This is a genomic window from Tenuifilum thalassicum (assembly GCF_013265555.1).
Lineage (GTDB): Bacteria > Bacteroidota > Bacteroidia > Bacteroidales > Tenuifilaceae > Tenuifilum > Tenuifilum thalassicum.
On record NZ_CP041345.1, the window covers coordinates 2,189,960 to 2,209,843 of the forward strand.

Consider the following 19,884-nt stretch of genomic DNA (forward strand, 5'->3'; position numbering starts at 1 on the left):
CGTAATTTTACGATTATGGAAATTATTAACAAAGCCAAGCACGTTGAACTTATTTCGTCGGAGCTTAATATCAATAGCCGTGGTGTTGCCAACACCATAAAACTTCTTGATGAAGGTGCTACCATCCCATTTATTAGTCGATACCGTAAGGAAATGACGGGCAACCTTGACGAAACTCAGGTTACTGCAATACGCGACCTTTCAAATAAATATGTTGAACTTGACAAGCGCAAGGAAACAATACTCTCAACCATTGATGAGCAAGGGAAACTTACCGATGAGCTGCGAGCTAGAATTACAAGTTGCTACAACCCAACAGAGCTTGAAGATATCTACCTACCCTATAAACCCAAAAGGAGGACAAGGGCAACAATAGCAAAAGAAAAAGGACTTGAACCATTAGCATTGATAATTTTCAAGCAACAAGAAAGTAACATCCTTGCAAAGGCAGAAAATTTCCTAAACGACGATGTTTCTGATACGGATGAAGCTCTTGCAGGCGCACGCGATATAATAGCAGAATGGATTAGCGAAGATGAAAAAGCCCGTAACATTGTTCGTAAGCATTTCAAAAAGGCTGCCATTATTAAATCGAAAGTTGTAAAAGGTAAAGAAACTGAAGGCATAAAATACTCCGATTACTTTAGCTGGGAGGAAGAGGTAAAAAGATGCGCATCGCATCGTTTCCTAGCCATGCGTCGTGGGCAAGACGAAGGATTCCTTCGAGTTAGTATTTCGCCACCTCTTGAACCAGTAGTTGAGGAGCTAGAACGAGTATTTATACGCTCCAAAGGCGAGGCTGCCGATCAAATGCTACTAGCCATCACCGATAGCTATAAAAGGCTAATTGAACCATCAATTGAAAATGAATTCACTTCGGAGCTAAAGGATAAAGCCGATGAGGAAGCTATTCGTGTATTTGCCGAGAATTTAAGGCAGCTACTCCTTTCACCACCCCTAGGACAAAAAAGCGTTTTAGCCATTGACCCTGGATATCGCACTGGTTGCAAGGTCGTTTGTCTTGACCAACAAGGCAACCTACTGCACAATGAAACCATTTACCCTCACCCACCCCAGAGTGAGCAGGGAAAAGCTATGAGTAAGATATCGGCATTAGTTGACACCTATAAGATAGAAGCCATTGCCATTGGAAATGGAACTGCAAGCCGTGAAACAGAATCGCTTATAAAAAGGATTAGATTTAACCGTGATGTAAAAGTATTTGTGGTTAGCGAGGATGGGGCATCGGTTTACTCAGCATCGGCTGTTGCAAGGGAAGAGTTTCCCGAATACGACGTAACCGTGAGAGGTGCTGTATCCATTGGCCGTAGGCTAATGGACCCATTGGCCGAATTGGTAAAGATTGACCCCAAATCAATTGGCGTGGGGCAATACCAACATGATGTAGATCAGAACAAGCTAAAGCAAAGCCTCGACCAGGTGGTTGAAAGTTGCGTTAATCATGTTGGAGTCCACCTGAATACTGCCAGTAAGCATTTGCTAACCTATGTTTCAGGTCTAGGCCCACAGCTAGCCAAAAACATTGTTGAGTATCGCGCTAAGAATGGACCATTTAAAAGTCGAAGTGAACTAAAGAAAGTACCCCGTCTTGGCGAAAAGGCTTTTGAACAATGTGCAGGATTCCTTAGGATTTCCGATGCCGAAAACCCACTCGACAACACCGCTGTTCACCCCGAGAGCTATCATATTGTTGAAAAAATGGCTGCTGATTTAAACTGTTCAGTTGTAGATCTTATTCAGAACAGTGACCTAAGGTCGAAAATCAAACTTGAGAAATATGTGACAGATAAGGTAGGGCTTCCAACGCTCAACGATATAATGCAAGAACTCTCAAAACCTGGCCGCGACCCTAGAAAAAACATCAAAGTATTTGAATTTGCCGATGGGATCTATAAAATTGATGATCTTAAACCGGGCATGGTGCTACCTGGAATTGTAACAAACATAACCAACTTTGGTGTTTTTGTTGATGTTGGTGTAAAGCAGGATGGTTTAGTTCACATTTCTCAGCTAGCAAACCACTTTGTTTCAAACCCTCTCGACATAGTTAAACTACACCAACACGTTAAGGTAAAGGTTATTGATGTTGATATTGCACGAAAACGAATTCAACTTTCAATGAAAGATGTTGATCAATAAAACATTTCATCAACAAAAAGTAGATATTTACCTTTTCTTTTTTGGAATTTTAAAATAGGCGACAAGCTCTTTAAACTGATTAGCAAACTCGGCTAGGCTGTTGCTTCCGCCAACACACTCTTCGCTGATTGCTGCATTACGCTGTGCAACCTGATTCTGTTGCTGTAAAGCATTATTAACCTGCTCAACACCAACATGCTGCTCCATACTGGCAGCAGTAATTTCCTGAATTAGCTCAGTTGTTTTTGTGATATCAGGGATAAGCTCGTTAAGCATAACTTTAGTATGCTCAGCCACCCCAACACTTTTATTAGCCAGTTGTACAATTTCATCAGCGGCAATCTTACTGGTTTCAGCAAGTTTACGCACCTCAGCAGCCACAACTGCAAATCCTTTTCCATGAGCACCAGCACGAGCAGCCTCAACCGCTGCATTTAGTGCCAATATGTTAGTTTGAAATGCTATATCAGTAATCACATTAATCTTTTGGGCAATATTAGTAATGGCATCTAAATTCTCATCTGCTGCCTTGTCGAGATTCTTAACCCCTTCAAATACCTTTTTCGAATAACCCTCAGTAACTCTTGAATTGTCTGCATTCTTTTCAATATGAGCAGCAATCTGCTCCATTGACGATGATATCTCTTCAATTGAAGATGAATCTTCAGCAGCCCCCTCTGCTATTTGGTTTGAAATTGCATTCAGCTCATCGCTCATCAGCTGAAGTTTTTCCACATTCTCTTTAATTTGAAGGACAACACTTCCAAAGTTATCCTTTATCATGCTGGTAGCTTGTATCAGTCTACCTAAATCGGTTTTTGGATTAACATAAGAATCATCATCAGCTATATTAAAATCGCCTTCGGCAAGCTTGTAAAGCTTTTCAATAGCCTTTGACAATGGCCTTACTACTTTAATTGTGGCATAGTAGAAACATGAAACACTAAACAAAACGTTAACAATGAGAGTTATGTAGCGCACCAAAGTGTCACCATCATAAAATTTCACTCTGATGCTTACCGTTGTCATTATAAACAACAGGTTTATCAACCAAACAACGCCAACTTTTACAAATATGCTATTCTTGTAAACTCGATTTAAAAGAATGGCAGCAGCGATACCTGAAACAACCGAACTTATTAGAAGGCTTAATACAAAACTCATCACTATCTTATTTGATATTTTTTAATAATACTTTTTCATAAAGTTATAAAACTAACTCCAAGAAAACAATAGTTGATGAGAAACAAATCTGGATGTTAGTCAAATAACTAGAAGAATAAAAAATAAACTTATCTTAGAACCAAAAGACATTGAAACCCGTCAACATTTAGAGCAATGGCTTGATGTGCAACAGCTACTTAAATTTGGTCACATCTTGTATATTTGCAAATTAATTTATTACAGTACGAGTATTTTTATTTCAGAATACAAAATACATCCTGCTAAATAGGAACATCATATTACCTTTGCAAAAAATAGTGTCCAAAATGATATACCCCACAACATTTGAGCAGAAGGTTGGATTTGACAGAGTTCGTGAGCTAGCCATAGCAAGCTGTTTATGTCCACTTGGAGAGCAGCGTGTAAGGGATGTCAAATTCACCACAGACCCCTCAACTATTTTTGAATGGATAGAGCAGACCCATGAGATGAAAACCATCTGTTTGATGGAGGACAACTTCCCAACTGATGGTTTCATTGATATTACCCCAGCACTCAAGAAACTTCAAATAGATGGGCAATGGCTCGATGAGAACGAGCTCCATCAGCTACGCCGATCGCTGGAAACCATTAAACAACTACTTAATTTTATTAAACGAGTCTCAGAAAAATATCCTTCCATTGCTAAATTAGCCACTGGCGTTAACTACTACCCTTATGTTATTGAAAGAATCAATAGTATCATAGACCGATTTGGACGAATAAAGGATAACGCATCGCCGCAGCTAGCCGAAATAAGAGTTTCTATTAGGAGCAAAGAAGCATCGGTATCGAAATTGGTGCAAAGCATTCTGCGGCATGCCCGCGAAGGCGGAATTGTTGACTCCGACGCACAGCCCACTGTGCGAGAAGGCCGTGTGGTTATTCCAGTTGCAGCAGCTAACAAGCGGAAGCTAAAAGGGATTGTTCACGACGAGTCGGCCACTGGCAAAACGGTTTTCATTGAACCCGTGGAGGTGGTTGAGCTAAACAACGAAATTAGGGAACTGGAATACGAAGAGCGAAGAGAAATTGTAAAAATACTGATTGAATTCACCGATAACATTCGCCCATACCTACCAGACCTGCTTTCGGCCTACGACTTTATGGGCGAAATTGATTTCATAAGGGCTAAAGCTCTGGTTGCCATAGAATTTGAAGGCTCAAAACCCATATTAAGCAGTGATACAACAGGTATATACTTACGACAAGCACGCCATCCTATTCTACAGCTAAGCCTAAAAAAGGAGGGCAAAAAGATTGTTCCCCTTGACATCCAGCTAAACAAACAGAATAGAATTCTACTCATTTCTGGTCCTAATGCTGGCGGAAAGTCGGTTTGCCTAAAAACAGTAGGATTGCTACAGTATATGTTGCAATGCGGTTTCCTACCGTGCACACTTGAAAACTCCGAAATGGGAATCTTTTCAAACATATTCATTGACATTGGCGACGAGCAATCTATTGAAAATGACCTAAGTACGTACAGCTCTCACTTAATAAACATGAAACAGATTCTCCGAAGTAGCGACGAGCAAAGCCTTATTTTAATAGATGAATTTGGCTCGGGGACTGAACCTACTGCTGGTGGTGCAATCGCCGAAGCCATTTTGCAGGAGCTCAGAGATAAAGGCACCTATGGAGTAATCACAACCCACTATTCAAACCTTAAACACTTTGCTGCAAATACTCCTGGCATCATAAACGGCGCAATGCTATTTGATATCGAACGAATAGAGCCCCTATTCAAACTCGAAATAGGGAAGCCAGGAAGCAGCTTTGCATTCGAAATAGCCAGAAAGATAGGACTTCCTGAAACCGTTCTTAACGAAGCTGCTAATAAAGTGGGCTCCGACTATATCACCTTTGAAAAGCACTTGCGCAAAATCTCGAGAGATAAACGTTACTGGGAAAAGAAAAGGGATAGCATTAGACTTGCCAACAAACGTGCAGAGGAGGCCGAACAAAAACTTCAAAAGGAGCTGGAAGAGCTAGAAAAAAAACGAAAAGAGATATTAGCCGCTGCTAAAAAAGAGGCCCAAGAGATTTTAGCAACTGTAAACAAGCAGATTGAAAACACCATTAGGATCATCAAGGAGAGCAACGCCGAAAAAAATCAAACAAAAAAGGCAAGAGAAGAAATAGAAAAGTTAAAAACCGAAGTAACACAATTAGGGCAGGATACAGATGCACTAGTTGAGCGTAAAATGGAGCTGATAAAGCAAAGACAAGCCCGAAAAGCCAGTAAAAAAAATCAAAAAACAACCAACGAACACAAAGCACAAGTTCAAAAAGAAGAAAAACCTATTGAACCAGGCGATAAGGTAAAGGTTGAAGGCAGCGATGTAATTGGAGAGGTAATTAGCATAAACGAAAAAACAGCATCAATAGCTGTTGGTGGAATGATTACAGTTGTTAAAACAAAGAAACTTAAAAGAGTTTCGTCGGGAGAGTTTCAGAATATAGCTAAACAAAAGCCCAAGCCAGCTGGAAATTTTGACATCTACAAGCGTCGTCTAAACTTCAAATCGGATATCGACATAAGAGGATATAGGGCTGAAGAAGCGATTGAAGCTGTTCAAGACCTGATAGACGACGCTTTAATGCTAGGATTTAGCAAGGTTAGAATACTTCATGGCAAAGGCGATGGAATACTAAGGCAAGTTGTAAGAGACCTGCTTAAATCGACACCAGGCATTAAATGGTTTGGCGATGAGCACATTGAATTTGGTGGTGCTGGCATCACTGTTGTTGAGCTAGATGTATAGGATATTTCTCAACAATTACATTTTTAGCTTTATATTTCAAACCAATATGAAAATTTATAGGCATTTTGTATATTGCCCATAAATTTCTTTTGTCGTGGAACTACTAATATACAGTCGAAAAATCACTCCAAGACTTGAATATATTTGTCGGTTTATTTTCAAAGACATAATGCACATTCCTTACCGGCTATCAAGTTCCTATTCTGAAGCATCGGAATACACAGGACCAATTATAAGCTACGACAAGCAACCAGTTACAAGCTCATTAACCATCTACCCCTCTCCTATTCTTTTTGAAGATAACATTGTTCCAATTCACAATAGCATTGGCGAGTGGGAAGGATTACCCGCATTCCCAATGTGCTCAAGCAACCATAAAGCCGATCTACCATTCGATTTGCTTGGTGGTGCATTTTACATGATAACACGATATGAAGAGTATTTACCCCACAAAAAAGACAAACACGGCCGATTCAGACACACTGACTGTATGGCCTTCCAAAACGGCTTCCTAGAACTCCCCATTGTAGATTTATGGACCTATAAGCTCCTTGAAATACTCAAAGACAAATACGGCCCCCTTAGCCATAAGAAGCGCCAATTTATTAGCCAGGTTACCATAGACCTTGATAGCGCTTTTGCCATAAAAGGGAAAGGAATGGTAAGAAACCTTGCAGGTTTTGGGAAATCGTTGATCAAACTAGATTTTCAAGCTGCCAAACTTCGTTTTGATGTACTTACCAACAAAAGCGCAGACCCTTACGACATCTATGATTATCTATTTAGCATTCTACCTGAAGGTGAGAAAACAAAATGGTTTATTCATGTTGGGGATTGGGGCAAGTACGATAAGCAAATCAAGGTTAATAATCATCTTTTACCAAACCTGGTTAGCAAACTTTCCAGCCGATACTCCGTAGGAATACACCCATCATATAGATCTTTTGTAAATGAGGATTTATTTAGGAAAGAACTTAAAAGGCTGCTAAACATTGTTGGACAAGCTGTATACTCTTCACGTTTTCATTACTTACGACAAAACATACCCTACTCCTACTATCCTCTAATACGTGCTGGTATTGCACAAGAGTATTCTATGGGATTTGCCGACAAACCCGGTTTTAGAGCTGGAACTTGTACCCCTTACCAGTTCTTTGATTTATTCGACAATACAACCAAAAACCTAAAGGTTTACCCCTTTGCTTTAATGGATAAAGCATTATTAAACATAGCAAAATACGACGCAAACCAAGCAAAGGAGCTAATAACACGAATAATAAACACAATTAAAAAAGTTGATGGTACTTTTATTGGAATTTGGCATATCGATTATCTCTCAAACAACCTAAACAACATGCCATCGTTATTAAATCTTTTTAAAGATACTTTAGCACTTTGCAAAAATGAGTAGAATTCCTGAAATAGTATTTGTAACCCGCGAAGAGATTATTGATGAGCTATGGAATAAAGGTATTGAAAGTGCATTTAACAGCAACATCTATGCTTATACCTGGTATTTGGATATTGTTTCTCCAGGTTGGAGCGCACTAATTACCGATAACTACGATTATCTTTTCCCTCTTCCTACAAAGAAAAAATATGGGATAAACTACATTATCCAGCCCCTTTATTGTCAGCAGTTAGGGCTATACTCTTCAAAGCACATCACCCCTGAACTGGTTGATACATTTATCGATAATATTCCAAGTAAGTTCAAATACGTAAATATCAACCTAAATATTCACAATAAAACTGATAAACATAAAAGTGACACCAACTCCAGAGTAACCTATATGCTCGACCTTCTAAACTACGACGATCAAATTTTTCCAAAATACAAGGAAAATACAAAGAGAAACATACTTAAAGCCTTTGCAAAAAACCACACAATTACAACATCATTAACTCCTTCCGAGTTCATTTCCTTTTATAAATATAATGGCCATATAGAAAGCCCTGCTAAAGAGATTAAAATAATCAAGCAGCTGATTGAGTGCTTAATACGACAGCAGAAACTGACTTTGCTAGGATGCATTAACCAAAGCAACGAAATTGGAAGCGTTGCGCTGTTCGCAGAAAACAATGATACTATCTACTATCTACTTGGAGCTCGAAACAAAAGAATTAAAAGCAGTTCGCTTCATTTCCTTTTAGACTACCAAATTAAAAACCGTTCGGGCTTAGGTAAAACCTTAGATTTTGAAGGATCAATGATCCCAAGCATCGCACATTTCTTTTCAGGATTTGGAGCAAAGCCCTGCAAATATCTAAACTACACAAAAAACAGTATACCTGCATCTGACTTAATACTAAGGCTAAAGAAGGAATTAGGACTTTAGACATATAGTTTTATAGTCAAGTGAAAGTAGTATCCCATAAAATGAACTAGCTAAAAACCTAAGGCAAATTAGGTGGAGAAGGATTCAAGATTTCAAATTCAAAATTTCAAATTCAAAATTCAAGACTTGTGCTTCTTAAACGAATAAAAGGCGTTAAACGTTAAACGTTAAACGATAAAATATTGTATATTAGAGGGATCTGCATTATATTTCTTACACCACAGAGTTACACAGAGAAATGCACAGAGGCATAGAGGAGGAAAACAAACATGGCCACATAAATCTTCACGTTCATTCCAAATATTTCCGTTTCATTCCGAATCATTCCGAGTCTTTCATTCCTCTAACTTCTTTTAACTTCCTAATATTCTTCAGGAAGAGATGCTTCGGCAAGCTCAGCATGACAAGGCATGGTTCAAGGATAAAGGATAAAGTTCAAGGTTCAAAATTTCAGATTTGTCTGGCGAGGACGGATAAGAGGCGTTAAACGTTAAATGTTAAGCGTTAAACGACAAAATCTTCCGATTATTTCCGAGTCATTCCGATTCATTCTTCAAGAAGAGATGCCTCGACTACGCACGGCATGACAAAACAATACACTGTGTTCCTCTAACTTCCTCTAACTTCCTCTAACTTCCTCTAACTTCTTTTAACTCCATCACATTCCTCAATAAATCTCCTACAATTCCATCAGGCTTTCAAAGTCGATTTCGGTCATGTGCTGAGTTTCAATAACCTTTCCCTTTTCGCATTTAAAGGTCTTAGCAGGAAATTTCTTAATCAGATGCGTGTTATGAGTAGCCATTAAGACAGAGATTCCTGAGTTTGATAGGTTGTGTAGAATTTGCATTATACCCTCGGATGTCTCCATATCGAGATTACCAGTTGGCTCATCGGCAAGAATTAGTTCAGGATTGTTCAGGAGAGCCCTGGCAATAACAACACGCTGCTGCTCACCACCCGAAAGCTGATGGGGCATTTTATAGTCTTTGAACTTTAGCTCTACCAGGTCGAGCACTTCAGTAATTCGCTGTTTGATGGCTTGCTTATCTTTCCAGCCAGTTGCCTTGAGCACAAACAGCAAATTGTTGTATACGCTCCTATCGTTAAGCAGCTGAAAATCTTGAAAAACCACTCCTATTTTCCGACGCAACTTTGGGATTTGCTTTCGCTTAAGCTTGCGTAAGTTAAACCCACACACTGTACCCTCGCCATCTTTCAGCGGAATTTCAGCAGTAATTGTTTTTATCAAGCTGGTTTTACCACTCCCCACTCTACCAATAAGATAAGCAAAATCACCCTTAGCAAGCGAAAAGTTCACATCAGAAAGGATTAAGTTGTCATCTTGAAAGATATTAGCTGAACGAATATCAATAGTCAAATCATCCATAATGCTCTGAAATAATTCAGTTTGCTAAGTTAAGAAAAATATTTGCAAACCTACTTGTCCAAAAGATTTCTAATAGCCTTATCGAGTGTAGGAAAACTCCAGGCAAATCCAAGACCAATCAATCGTTCTGGCTTAACAGGTTGGTTTGCAAGAAAAACCTCATCGCCCATTTTACCAGGAAGTAAACGTAATAAAAACGAAGGTACCTTAAACAAAACTGGTCGTCTGTAATATTTAGCCACCTCTTTTACAATATCGGAGTAGCTTGAAAATGAAGGGGCAGTAAGATTAAAAGCACCTACTGCGTCAGGTTTATCAATAAGAAACTTAACTGCCCTAATATGGTCGGAAATATGAATCCAAGGTACAACTTGTTTTCCGTTTCCAAATATGGTTCCCAGAAACAAACGAACTGTTTTTGCAATTTTTGGAAAGAAGCCCCCAGATTTTGACAAAACAATACCAGTTCGGATTAAAACTACACGAGTAGAGTTAGAGCTGGCAAGCGTTTCTTGCTCCCAGCCACTAACTAGCTGCGAAAGAAATCCGTTACCAGCCTGTGAATGTTCGGTTAAAACGTCGATACTGTTAAATGGATAAATCCCAACTGCCGAAGCCTGAACAAAGGCTTTAGGGGGATTTTGGCACATGAGGATAGCCTTTGCAATAGAGCGAGTTGTATGAATTCGGCTTGAGAAAATTCTATCTCTATTCTTTTTAGTCCAAAGCGTTGCAATGTTATGCCCTGCAAGGTTAATAACCACATCGGTGTTTTCTAACGCCCCCACTAAGTCATCATTGAGTTCACCATTCCATTTTATTACATCAATTTTTGAATTAGTTGACTTCACATTTTCTGGCCTTCGAGTTAGGAGTTTTAACCTATAACCATCATCAACGAGTAAAGGAATGAGATGGCTACCTATAAGACCAGATCCACCAACAATTACAGCAGTTTTTTTGAATGTACTATTGCTCATCACTTTAAAATTTCAACCCAGGCCCTATCAACAATTTTAAGTGCTGATGTAAAGGTAGATATATCAGGCTCTATCTCGCCATTCGATCCCGATGGATGACTATGCCCTATAGGCTTAAAATAGAATTGTTTTTCAGCAGAACTCTTTAAAATAACTGCCTCATAAATTAAAGCGGGCTGGCCTGATGTTGCATACTCCTTGTCGCCTGGATAACGGTTATTGTGCCAGTAATTATTGAAATCCCACGGTTTGTTTACTTCCATTACAACCCTAATGGAATCTATACCTTTAGGCAACCTGGTTTTTAGCGTAAAGGAACCAAATGGCGTAGCACCACTAAAAGCATCAACAGGTTGAGATTCGCTTGATTTTAATGTTGAAACATTTTTCCAACGCGGCAATGCTGCTGGCCTGTTCCTTTCGCCCGGCATCCACTTACCCTTCTCGTAAACCCCATATCTAAAAACCCCTGTTGATATTGATTTAGAAGCGTATAGCGTGCCCAAATAGTTACCATTTAAATCTTCCACCCAAATTGCCATTATCGGATATTTATACTCCTCACCACCAACTACTACTATTTGGGCAGGAATGCCATCGGCAAAAGGCTCCGTATCCAATTCTTGCATCACATTTTCCGACTTGGGCTGATTGGCAGTGCCGCACGATGCAAACATTGCAGCCATCAATGGAATATATAAAGTTTTTTTAATCATCACTTCAGAATTTAAAATTCTACAATAACACCAATTGTTGGCAGCACGGTTCCTCCACCTGAACCCTCAATCCTTTTAAGCTGGTATCTAGTAGGATCGTTGGGATCGACTAATGCTGCACCATTCGCATCCGCAGCAGTTGTGTAGAGCGGTGGTCTATCTCCCTGAAAATTATAAACATTTTGGACATCAACATAGATGTTCAACATCCACTTATCAAAGAAATATGACTTATCGATGCGCACGTCGAGCTGGTGAAAAGCCGACAGCCTTTTACTATTAAAACGGGAATAATCAAACAACGGCTGGCGCTGAACATCCCACACATTGATTAACGAGGAGGTAGCTAAATCGTAGGGAGTATATGGAGGACCTCCAACCAAACGCCACTTAAACCCAAAGTCCCAACCTTTTTTGAACGATCGCGTAGCGGTTATTGTAACTAGGTGGCGGTTATCCCACGATGTAGGAATCCAACTATCGGTTGGTTGTAAGTTATTATCCATAAGGCTCGTCTCGCTTCTAACTAAAGTGTAAGAAAACAAAGCATTAAAGCCAAGCAATTTTTTATTTCGATAAAGAAGCTCTAGGCCATAGGATCTTCCTTGACCTGTCGAAACCAACGGCTCATCGCCAAAAGTTCCATAATCGGCACTTTTGCTTGATATTGATACCGAATCGTTTATTGAGACAGGATACTTATCATAAAACTTAAGGAAACCCTCAACCGTTAGCTGGCTAGTTTCATTGGGCTGCCACTCAAAACCCGCCATTAAGTGATCGGATTTAATATATGTTATTCCATTCTCTTTATTAACCAAATTACCATTTGTATCAGCAAATCCTAAAGCAGTATATGGTGGTAATTGAAAATAACGTCCCACATTAGCATTAAGGAAAAAGTTTGGCTTAAGTGCATATGAGGCGGAAAAGCGGGGGCTAATTTGATCAAGAAGATTACTAATAGTATTAGAGTAGCTATTTGCATCGGCTCTAATTCCGAATGAAAGTGTTAAATATTTAAGGAAAGTCCTATTCAGCTGACCAAACATGCTCCATTTAAACAAATCCATGTTTGTTTCATAGGTGTCGGGCAGATAGGTATCGCCAACAAATTTTGCCCGAAATGTAGAGTTAAAGTAACGGGCATACTCTAAACCAGCACCATAGTTTACATTAAAATCGTTCCATTTAAAATCGTGTTCGTAGCGCAGCTTGTTTTCGGCTTCCCATGATGTATAGTCAAGGAGTTTTGGAAGATTTTCATCGTTGTTGGTAAATTTATACTGACGGTTGTTAAGCATATTTCTACTTACAACAAAGGTATGGTAACCATTGTCGGCATAATGCTTATAAACAACTCCCAATGTATAATTCCATTGTGTATTTACAGGCAGATAACCAAGAATATAACTCTGATACTCATCGGGATTTTTTAAACCAAGATTTAGCTCAAAGTCATCAATGGCCCCAAGACCTAAAACTGTAATTTCGTTTTTTGAGTCAATTCTAGTCTTTGTTTTAAACTGAAAATCGTTGTAGGTAGGCAAAAAGGGCAGCCCTAAAGCGCTAAAAAGGAATTGTAGGTATGAACGACGAGCCGAAAAGATCATGGTTGTATTTTTTGTTAGTGGGCCATCAAGTGTTAGTGCCAAATCGGAGGCACCAACAGCAGCCTTTACCTTTAACCGCTCACTATTACCGTCAATTAAACGAAAATCGAGAATTGAACTTAACGCATTCCCAGCAGAGCTAGGGAAAGCGCCTGAATAGAAGTTGACTTCTCTTACAAAATCAACATTAATAATTCCAACAGGGCCACCTGATGCACCTTGCGTCGCAAAGTGATTTAGGTTAGGGATCTCAACTCCATCGAGGTAAAACCTATTTTCATTTGGGCCACCCCCGCGGACAATCACGTCGTTTCGGTAGGCGAGCGATGGAGCAACACCAGGCAGCGACTGGATCACCCGACTTATATCGCGATTACCACCTGGGTTACGCTCAATCTCAGCAATACCAATTCGGCGAAGCGAAAGCGGTGCTTCCTCGCTTCTGCGAAAAGCAGAAGCCGTAACCACTACCCCCTCAATGTCCAAAGCCACTTCCTCCAAAGGAATTTCGAGGAAAACATTTTTAGAACGGGTAACCATAACCGCAGGAGTAACATAAGGCTTATAGCCAATAAAAGAAACCTGAAGTTCAACCCAGCCAGGTTCAAGTCCTGCTATCACAAAGTTTCCATCAAAATCAGAGGTAGTTCCAATAGTTGTTCCAAACACAACTACTGTAGCAAAAGGAATGGGTTCGTTTGTCTTTGAATCAAACACCCTCCCTTTAACCAATCCTTTATCCTGTGCAGCTATGGAAGCAGGAATAGACAGTATCGCTATCAATAATATTAATATTTTTCGATTCATGCTCAATGTTTAAGTTTTAATAGAAACATGTCAATGCACCGTTTGTTTGTATTTTAATCTTATTTAACATACATATTGGTCATCTTAATTATTCTTTTTCTTCTCAACATCTTTAATAATAAACCAATTCATAGCAGCAGTTAATGCCTTAGCCCTAACCATTAATGAGTCGAAATGCGAGTCATTTTCAACCACATGAGGGTTTAACTTACGATGCTCCTTATCGTTCCATTTATAGTACAAGGGCACCGAAGAAAAGTCGATAAAACCAACACTATCGGCAGCAATTGTGTAGCAATGCATTCCAAAATCGAAAGTATTAATACTATCGCATAAATTATTCCCAAAGTTAAGGTATTTTGCATCTGACAAAGCCAAATGATAAAGGGTTGGGAATATATCCTTATGAGAAGCAAATCGTTTTGTATTTATTCCTTTTTTAGGGCGATATTTGGGAGGTATATACATAAGCATTGGGACAGAATACTTCATAAACAGTTCCTCTTGAGGATACTCAAAGTTTTGCTTAATATTGTGATCGCCCGTTGCGACAATGATTGTATTCTCACCTAAGGGTGAGTAAATAACCTGTTTAATAAAATCTCCCAAACAGCTATTTGCATACTGAAAAGCTTTTAGCCCTTTCATCACAACATCCTCATCGAATTTCATCCGCTCTTTAGCCCAAGATGGTAGAGAGATGGGGAAAGGTTTATAGTCATCGGGAATATCGTATGGAGTATGATGCGAAATAGTCATACCGAAAATAAGATAAGGTTTACCGTCGGATTGACTTAGCAAATCGTAGGCCCTTTTAAAAAGCACCTCATCGTGCATGCCCCATTCACCATATTTCCCATTGGGATAATTCTTTCGAAGTGTTGGCTCTGCCTCAACGGCATTAAAATACTGACGTGGAATAAACTTATCCAAATCCCGCCAACCCATTTTCCCACCAGTGAGGAAAATATTGGTGTATCCTTTATCATAAAAAGGTTTGACAGCAGAAGTGGTAAATGAGTGGTGTTGGTATTGCGATTGAGAAAGGGGGCTTTTGGGAGAATTAACCAGAATACTTTCCAGAGAATAAATTGTTCCAGCCGATGATGGGAGAAAATTTCTAAAGAGATAGCAGCTATCAATCACATCAGCAAGAGTTCCTAGCAAATTGCAGCTATCGGAATGGATATCGAAATAAAAATTACTCATACTTTCCATTAGGATAAACACAACATTAGGTGGATTATCCTTAAGAAAATCACTTTTTGGGGTAAATGCGTAAAAGGTTTCATTTGTAACCGAATCTGCATTCACATCATATAGAACACTTGCAACTTCTGATATCGACTTAAACCCATACCGCTTAAGCATTTTACTAGGATTGGTTTCAATCCTACTTTTTTCCCGTTCTTTCCATGCCATTTTAGTACAGAATAAACCATTAATTGGCAAGTCATTAACAAATACGTTTCCCGAGATGGTTGCATGCCTTCCATCAAGCGGAACAACACCAAGGTTCCCATACATACCTAAAAAGTAAAGTCCCAAAACAAAAAAAGCTACAACACACCTCAACCATAAGGGTTTTACATAATCGCTAAAACGAAATCTTAGGGGTATAAAAAGTCTGCCATACAGCTTACTTAAAGCCCAAAAAACTACAATAAACATTAAAAGCATTGGAATTACAGGATATTCCTTCCAAATTGACACTAAAACAGCCCATGTATCATCCTCAAAAAAGCCAAAAATGATAACGCTAATTTTTGAATAGTAGAATTTATAAAAGTAGAAGTTGATGACCTCAAAAAGTATTACAAAAAAAATTACCAGAGTGGAGTACCACTTAAAGAATTTAAAAAACGCCCCTACCCTATTGCCAAAAACAAAACGAACTAACGAAACCAAAGCTAAAGGAAGCATTGCTATGGTTAACACCTTAATATCAAACTTTAGCCCAACACCAAATGCTCGTATAACATCAAGATAATATCCACTTAGTTCCTGCCAATTGGCATAGGAAACAAGAAAAACCAATCGAGAAATGAAAAGAATCGCAACACCAATCAGCAAACTTTTAGCAATCCAGGAAATAGCCTCAATAAAATTGTCAAATTTTGTTTTTATCATTTCAATGTTCTATTTAAATCAAAAGCCTTATTAACTACAAAATTAATATTGGTTGTAATTGTTTGCGATTTACTAAAAAGGCCAAGATACTCAATGTTATACCCTTTACCTTTTAAAGGTGCGAATGTAATATTATTTAGATAGAGGTTTAGGCTTGCAAAGCATCTAGCCACATTTCCAACAACAACCTCGTGTACCTTTTTATCCTTAACTATTCCATTTTTACCAACATGCTCTTTCCCAGCCTCAAATTGTGGTTTAATAAGAAGCACCATGAAGCCATCGGGCTTAAGAAACCGAACCAAGGATTCGGCAACTTGGGTAAGCGATATAAACGAAAGGTCGGCAGTGACAACATCTACCTGTGTTCCAATAGTTTTCAAATCGAGCGTTCTGATATCAGTTTTTTCCAATGAGCAAACCTTAGAGTGATTAATCAAAAATTCATCGAGCTGGTTGGATCCCACATCTACTGCCCAAACAAACTTTGCCCCATGCTGTAAAGCACAAAAGGTAAAACCACCAGTTGAGGCCCCTACATCAAGCACGAGTTTATCGTTAAAATCAAGATTAAAGTCATTTATTGCTTTCTGCAACTTTTGAGCACCCTTACTGAAAAAATCAGACGAAGACTGGTTTAACCCTACAATATCAGCATCGGAAACTGCGTACGAAGGTTTAATAACCTTTTTGCCATTTACCAAAACATTACCAGCCATAATATGATACTTTGCACGTTCGCGTGAACGGCAAAAGCCATTTTCAACTAAATAAACATCAAGTCTCATTACCTAATTCTAAATTTTTATTTAACCTACGGACCATTGCTCGAACCCCCGGTGAACTATTAATCTGAACTAATCTAAAAATATTTGGGAGTTCATTCCTAAGCCAATTAAAATGTCTCGACAGAACAAAAAAGATTTCTAAACAATGCGCCTTAACGGCGACCGGAACTTTAGCATCTAGCAACCAATCGTAACAAGTTTCTACCAACGCCTCAGCATCTTCATTGTACTCTCTAACAAGTTTTTGCAAATTTCTATCATCCTGAACCAACCAAACCTTAAGAATCTTACAAAAATGACGTCGCACTGAACTATTTCTCAACTCTGGAATACTTTTAAGTAATAGAGGTACATATACTTCAAGAAGATTTTTATCGGCCAGCAAACAATTTTCAAGCACCCAAGCTGCATGAAAGGCTAGCTCTTTATTATTTGAGGTGCTAATTTCAAAAAGCAAGCTCACTCCGTCGGGATGCTCGCAAAAAAAATGTGCTAGTTGTTGCACATCTTTTTTCCGAAGTGAGTATTTTAGCCGTTCAGTTAGAGCAGTAATTTCCATTTAATTAAATAATACCCAAAGATAGACAATGAACACAAAGCTAGATATTCTGGAGAAACTTTTTGCAAAAGCAAATCAGCAAATTCCATATAAAGATATAACTTTTACATTAGGTGATAAATATGTTGCAGCCCAATGTCCCGATGGAAACATTGGCGTATGCGCAACACTTGGGACTAAAGTTAGAGAACAAAATTCTGATGGAATTACTTTTGAAAGTCAAAACAATAGAATTTTAGCAAATGCTTACGTTAACTCTGTACTTAACTACAGAGTTAAATTTGATGGTACGGGCGACATTTTTAATGCTGTGGAATTTAAAGACTTCAACAATGTTGTCATGATTGGATATTTTGGATCGCTGGTTGAAAAATTAAAAAGCAAAGGTGTATCGCCTTATGTATTTGACATTGACCAACACGAAGCTCCAGTTCTACCTATGGAAGTGCAAGCCAAGTATCTATCGCATGCAGATTGCATCATCCTTACCTCAACCAGCATTAGCAACAACACCTTTTATGGAATAGTTAAATCGACACCAGAACATTGCTCCATTTTCATGCTAGGCCCATCTACACCACTCGACGATTTCATGTTTAGCATTCCAAAAATCAAAGGACTATTCGGATCGATATTTCCAAATAATAACACCGAAACTCTCCATCTTATTGCTCAAGGAGTGGGGACTAGGGGGTTTATGCACAACATGCAGAAAGTATTTAGATTAAAATGAAACGCGATTAACAAAAACCCTCAACCAAAACAATAGCAAACATTTTTCTTTGCAATTAAAAGTAAGAAAAAGTTCAACCAACACTATATCATTGAAATTCTGTCTTATAGATTTAACTCATAATATTCAAGTCAATAATCAAACATTTCTACTCTACAAAATCCTACTTATTTTCTCATCCCAATTGATTATTTATTGCATTTATCCAACCTTATATCAGAAACCAATTTAAATGTTTTACGTATTTCTATTTGAAACATGACTAAAAATACCAGTTTATATCTTTTTTATGACTCAGATATTCAAAAACATAAGAAACCGTTACTATGAAAAAATAATTTGCATTCCAAATCACTTATACGAAAGGAAGGACCTATCTTTTTTGAGAAATGATCTTTTTTTCTCCATTTTGCTTATTACTTTTCTCTTTGGAATATTAGCTTACATACCAAGCGTTTTTTTTTCAGTTGAACATGAGAAATATGCAATAGGTATAATTGACACGATTGCAATAGCAACAATAACTTACATCACATTTAGCAGGAAATTAAGCATTACTACTAAAAAAATTATCTTCGTCGTAAATGCTTACATTCTAGCCATAGTCCTATTCATTTATTTAGGGACAAAAGGGCCTGCAACCATTGTATTATTCAGCATCTCACTTCTATCTACACTATTTTTTAGTAAACGAGTTGGACTTATATCAGTTGCAATCAACGCAGCTGTTTATTTTTCGTTGCCCTTTACTATAAACAATCTAATTCCTAGACCTAATTTTTTTAATGATTTAACAGTAAATGCATGGCTGATTATTGGGTTTAACCTGATAATCTTTAATACCATTTTAGTTATTGCAATATCATTCTTAGTTGATCATCTTGAAAGTTTAATCATAAATGAAAAAGAGTTACAAAATCAACTTAAGAAGGAAAGAGAAGATTTGATAGTTGCAAAACAAAGAGCAGAAGAATCAGACAAGTTAAAATCGGCATTTTTAGCTAATATGAGCCATGAGATTCGAACACCAATGAATGGAATTTTGGGCTTTCTTGACCTTTTACAACAGCCCGACCTATCAGAAGCAACCAAATCTAAATACATCCACATTGTTAACAAAAGCGCTGAGCGGCTGATGAATACAATTAACGATTTAATTGATATTTCGAAGATTGAAGCTGGTGAAATTAACATAGTAAATACTGAAACCGATATTGACAAATTACTAATTGAACTTTACAACTTTTATAACCCTCAGGCTATCAAAAAAGGGATAACCCTATTCCCTTCTATACCTTACAGCAATTTGGAACTGAAGATATATACTGACAACCAAAAGCTATATGCCATTCTGAGCAACCTTATAAAAAATGCGTTGAAATTTACCGATGAAGGAAACATTTGTTTTGGTTACCTTTTAAAAGACAACATAATTGAATTTTTTGTTAAAGATACTGGAATTGGTATCCCAAAAGATAGACAAGATGTAATTTTCAACCGTTTTGTTCAAGCCGATTTATCGGACAAACGAGCATTTCAAGGTTCAGGTTTAGGGCTTTCCATTGCAAAAGCATACGTGGAGCTGTTAGGTGGTAAAATTTGGGTTGAAAGCGAGGAAGGGGTTGGCTCTGTATTCAAGTTCACAATACCACTTATACTTAGCAAACCACAAAACATTTGATTTTACTAAACAATTTG

General features: G+C 38.2%; 14 protein-coding genes. 6 read left to right on the plus strand and 8 right to left on the minus strand.

The window, feature by feature from the left end; genetic code table 11:
- Window positions 1–15: 15 nt before the first annotated feature.
- Window positions 16–2,160: a Tex family protein gene (locus FHG85_RS09195; protein WP_173075144.1), complete on the plus strand. Its 2,145-nt coding sequence runs from the start codon at window positions 16–18 to the stop codon at window positions 2,158–2,160.
- 27 nt (window positions 2,161–2,187) lie between these two features.
- On the opposite strand, the gene FHG85_RS09200 is transcribed toward FHG85_RS09195, so the two are convergent.
- Window positions 2,188–3,324 carry a methyl-accepting chemotaxis protein gene (locus FHG85_RS09200; protein WP_173075146.1) on the minus strand — a complete coding sequence of 379 codons (1,137 nt, stop codon included), beginning with the start codon at window positions 3,322–3,324 and terminating at the stop codon, window positions 2,188–2,190.
- Between the two features lie 326 nt (window positions 3,325–3,650).
- Here FHG85_RS09200 and FHG85_RS09205 point away from each other — a divergent pair, with 326 nt between their 5' ends.
- The 3 genes from FHG85_RS09205 (at window position 3,651) to FHG85_RS09215 (ending at window position 8,470) form a co-directional block, all read left to right on the plus strand.
- Window positions 3,651–6,131 (plus strand): endonuclease MutS2, encoded by a 2,481-nt coding sequence (locus FHG85_RS09205; RefSeq protein ID WP_173075148.1) that lies wholly within the window; start codon window positions 3,651–3,653, stop codon window positions 6,129–6,131.
- A 94-nt stretch (window positions 6,132–6,225) separates the two neighbouring features.
- On the plus strand, window positions 6,226–7,542 hold the full coding sequence (locus FHG85_RS09210) for a DUF7033 domain-containing protein (RefSeq protein WP_173075150.1): 1,317 nt from the start codon (window positions 6,226–6,228) through the stop codon (window positions 7,540–7,542).
- Complete coding sequence (locus FHG85_RS09215; protein WP_173075152.1) at window positions 7,535–8,470, plus strand: hypothetical protein; 936 nt, start codon at window positions 7,535–7,537, stop codon at window positions 8,468–8,470. Before FHG85_RS09210 ends, FHG85_RS09215 begins: the two co-directional genes overlap by 8 nt.
- 679 nt (window positions 8,471–9,149) lie before the next feature.
- Here FHG85_RS09215 and FHG85_RS09220 read toward each other — a convergent pair.
- The 7 genes from FHG85_RS09220 to FHG85_RS09250 all read right to left on the minus strand — a co-directional run bounded on the left by FHG85_RS09220 (window position 9,150) and on the right by FHG85_RS09250 (window position 17,453).
- Window positions 9,150–9,860 (minus strand): cell division ATP-binding protein FtsE, encoded by a 711-nt coding sequence (locus tag FHG85_RS09220; protein ID WP_173075154.1) that lies wholly within the window; start codon window positions 9,858–9,860, stop codon window positions 9,150–9,152.
- Window positions 9,861–9,910: 50 nt separating this feature from the next.
- The gene (locus FHG85_RS09225) at window positions 9,911–10,840 is read right to left on the minus strand and encodes a TIGR01777 family oxidoreductase (RefSeq protein ID WP_173075156.1); all 930 of its coding nucleotides are present in this window, start codon (window positions 10,838–10,840) and stop codon (window positions 9,911–9,913) included.
- Window positions 10,840–11,556 carry a hypothetical protein gene (locus FHG85_RS09230; protein WP_173075158.1) on the minus strand — a complete coding sequence of 239 codons (717 nt, stop codon included), beginning with the start codon at window positions 11,554–11,556 and terminating at the stop codon, window positions 10,840–10,842. Before FHG85_RS09230 ends, FHG85_RS09225 begins: the two co-directional genes overlap by 1 nt.
- Before the next feature lie 11 nt (window positions 11,557–11,567).
- Entirely contained in the window at window positions 11,568–13,976 is a 2,409-nt protein-coding gene (locus FHG85_RS09235) for a TonB-dependent receptor (RefSeq protein WP_173075160.1), read from the minus strand.
- Between the two features lie 84 nt (window positions 13,977–14,060).
- Window positions 14,061–16,106, minus strand: a complete 2,046-nt coding sequence (locus tag FHG85_RS09240; RefSeq protein WP_173075162.1) for an LTA synthase family protein — start codon at window positions 16,104–16,106, stop codon at window positions 14,061–14,063.
- Window positions 16,103–16,894 (minus strand): TlyA family RNA methyltransferase, encoded by a 792-nt coding sequence (locus FHG85_RS09245; protein WP_173075164.1) that lies wholly within the window; start codon window positions 16,892–16,894, stop codon window positions 16,103–16,105. The genes FHG85_RS09240 and FHG85_RS09245 overlap by 4 nt, the downstream gene beginning before the upstream one ends.
- On the minus strand, window positions 16,884–17,453 hold the full coding sequence (locus FHG85_RS09250) for a hypothetical protein (RefSeq protein ID WP_173075166.1): 570 nt from the start codon (window positions 17,451–17,453) through the stop codon (window positions 16,884–16,886). Before FHG85_RS09250 ends, FHG85_RS09245 begins: the two co-directional genes overlap by 11 nt.
- Before the next feature lie 28 nt (window positions 17,454–17,481).
- On the opposite strand from FHG85_RS09250, the gene FHG85_RS09255 reads away from it, so the two are divergent.
- Together FHG85_RS09255 and FHG85_RS09260 are read left to right on the plus strand one after the other, a co-directional pair.
- Complete coding sequence (locus FHG85_RS09255) at window positions 17,482–18,186, plus strand: Rossmann-like domain-containing protein (RefSeq protein ID WP_173075168.1); 705 nt, start codon at window positions 17,482–17,484, stop codon at window positions 18,184–18,186.
- A 289-nt stretch (window positions 18,187–18,475) separates the two neighbouring features.
- Complete coding sequence (locus FHG85_RS09260; RefSeq protein ID WP_173075170.1) at window positions 18,476–19,867, plus strand: sensor histidine kinase; 1,392 nt, start codon at window positions 18,476–18,478, stop codon at window positions 19,865–19,867.
- Window positions 19,868–19,884: the final 17 nt, after the last annotated feature.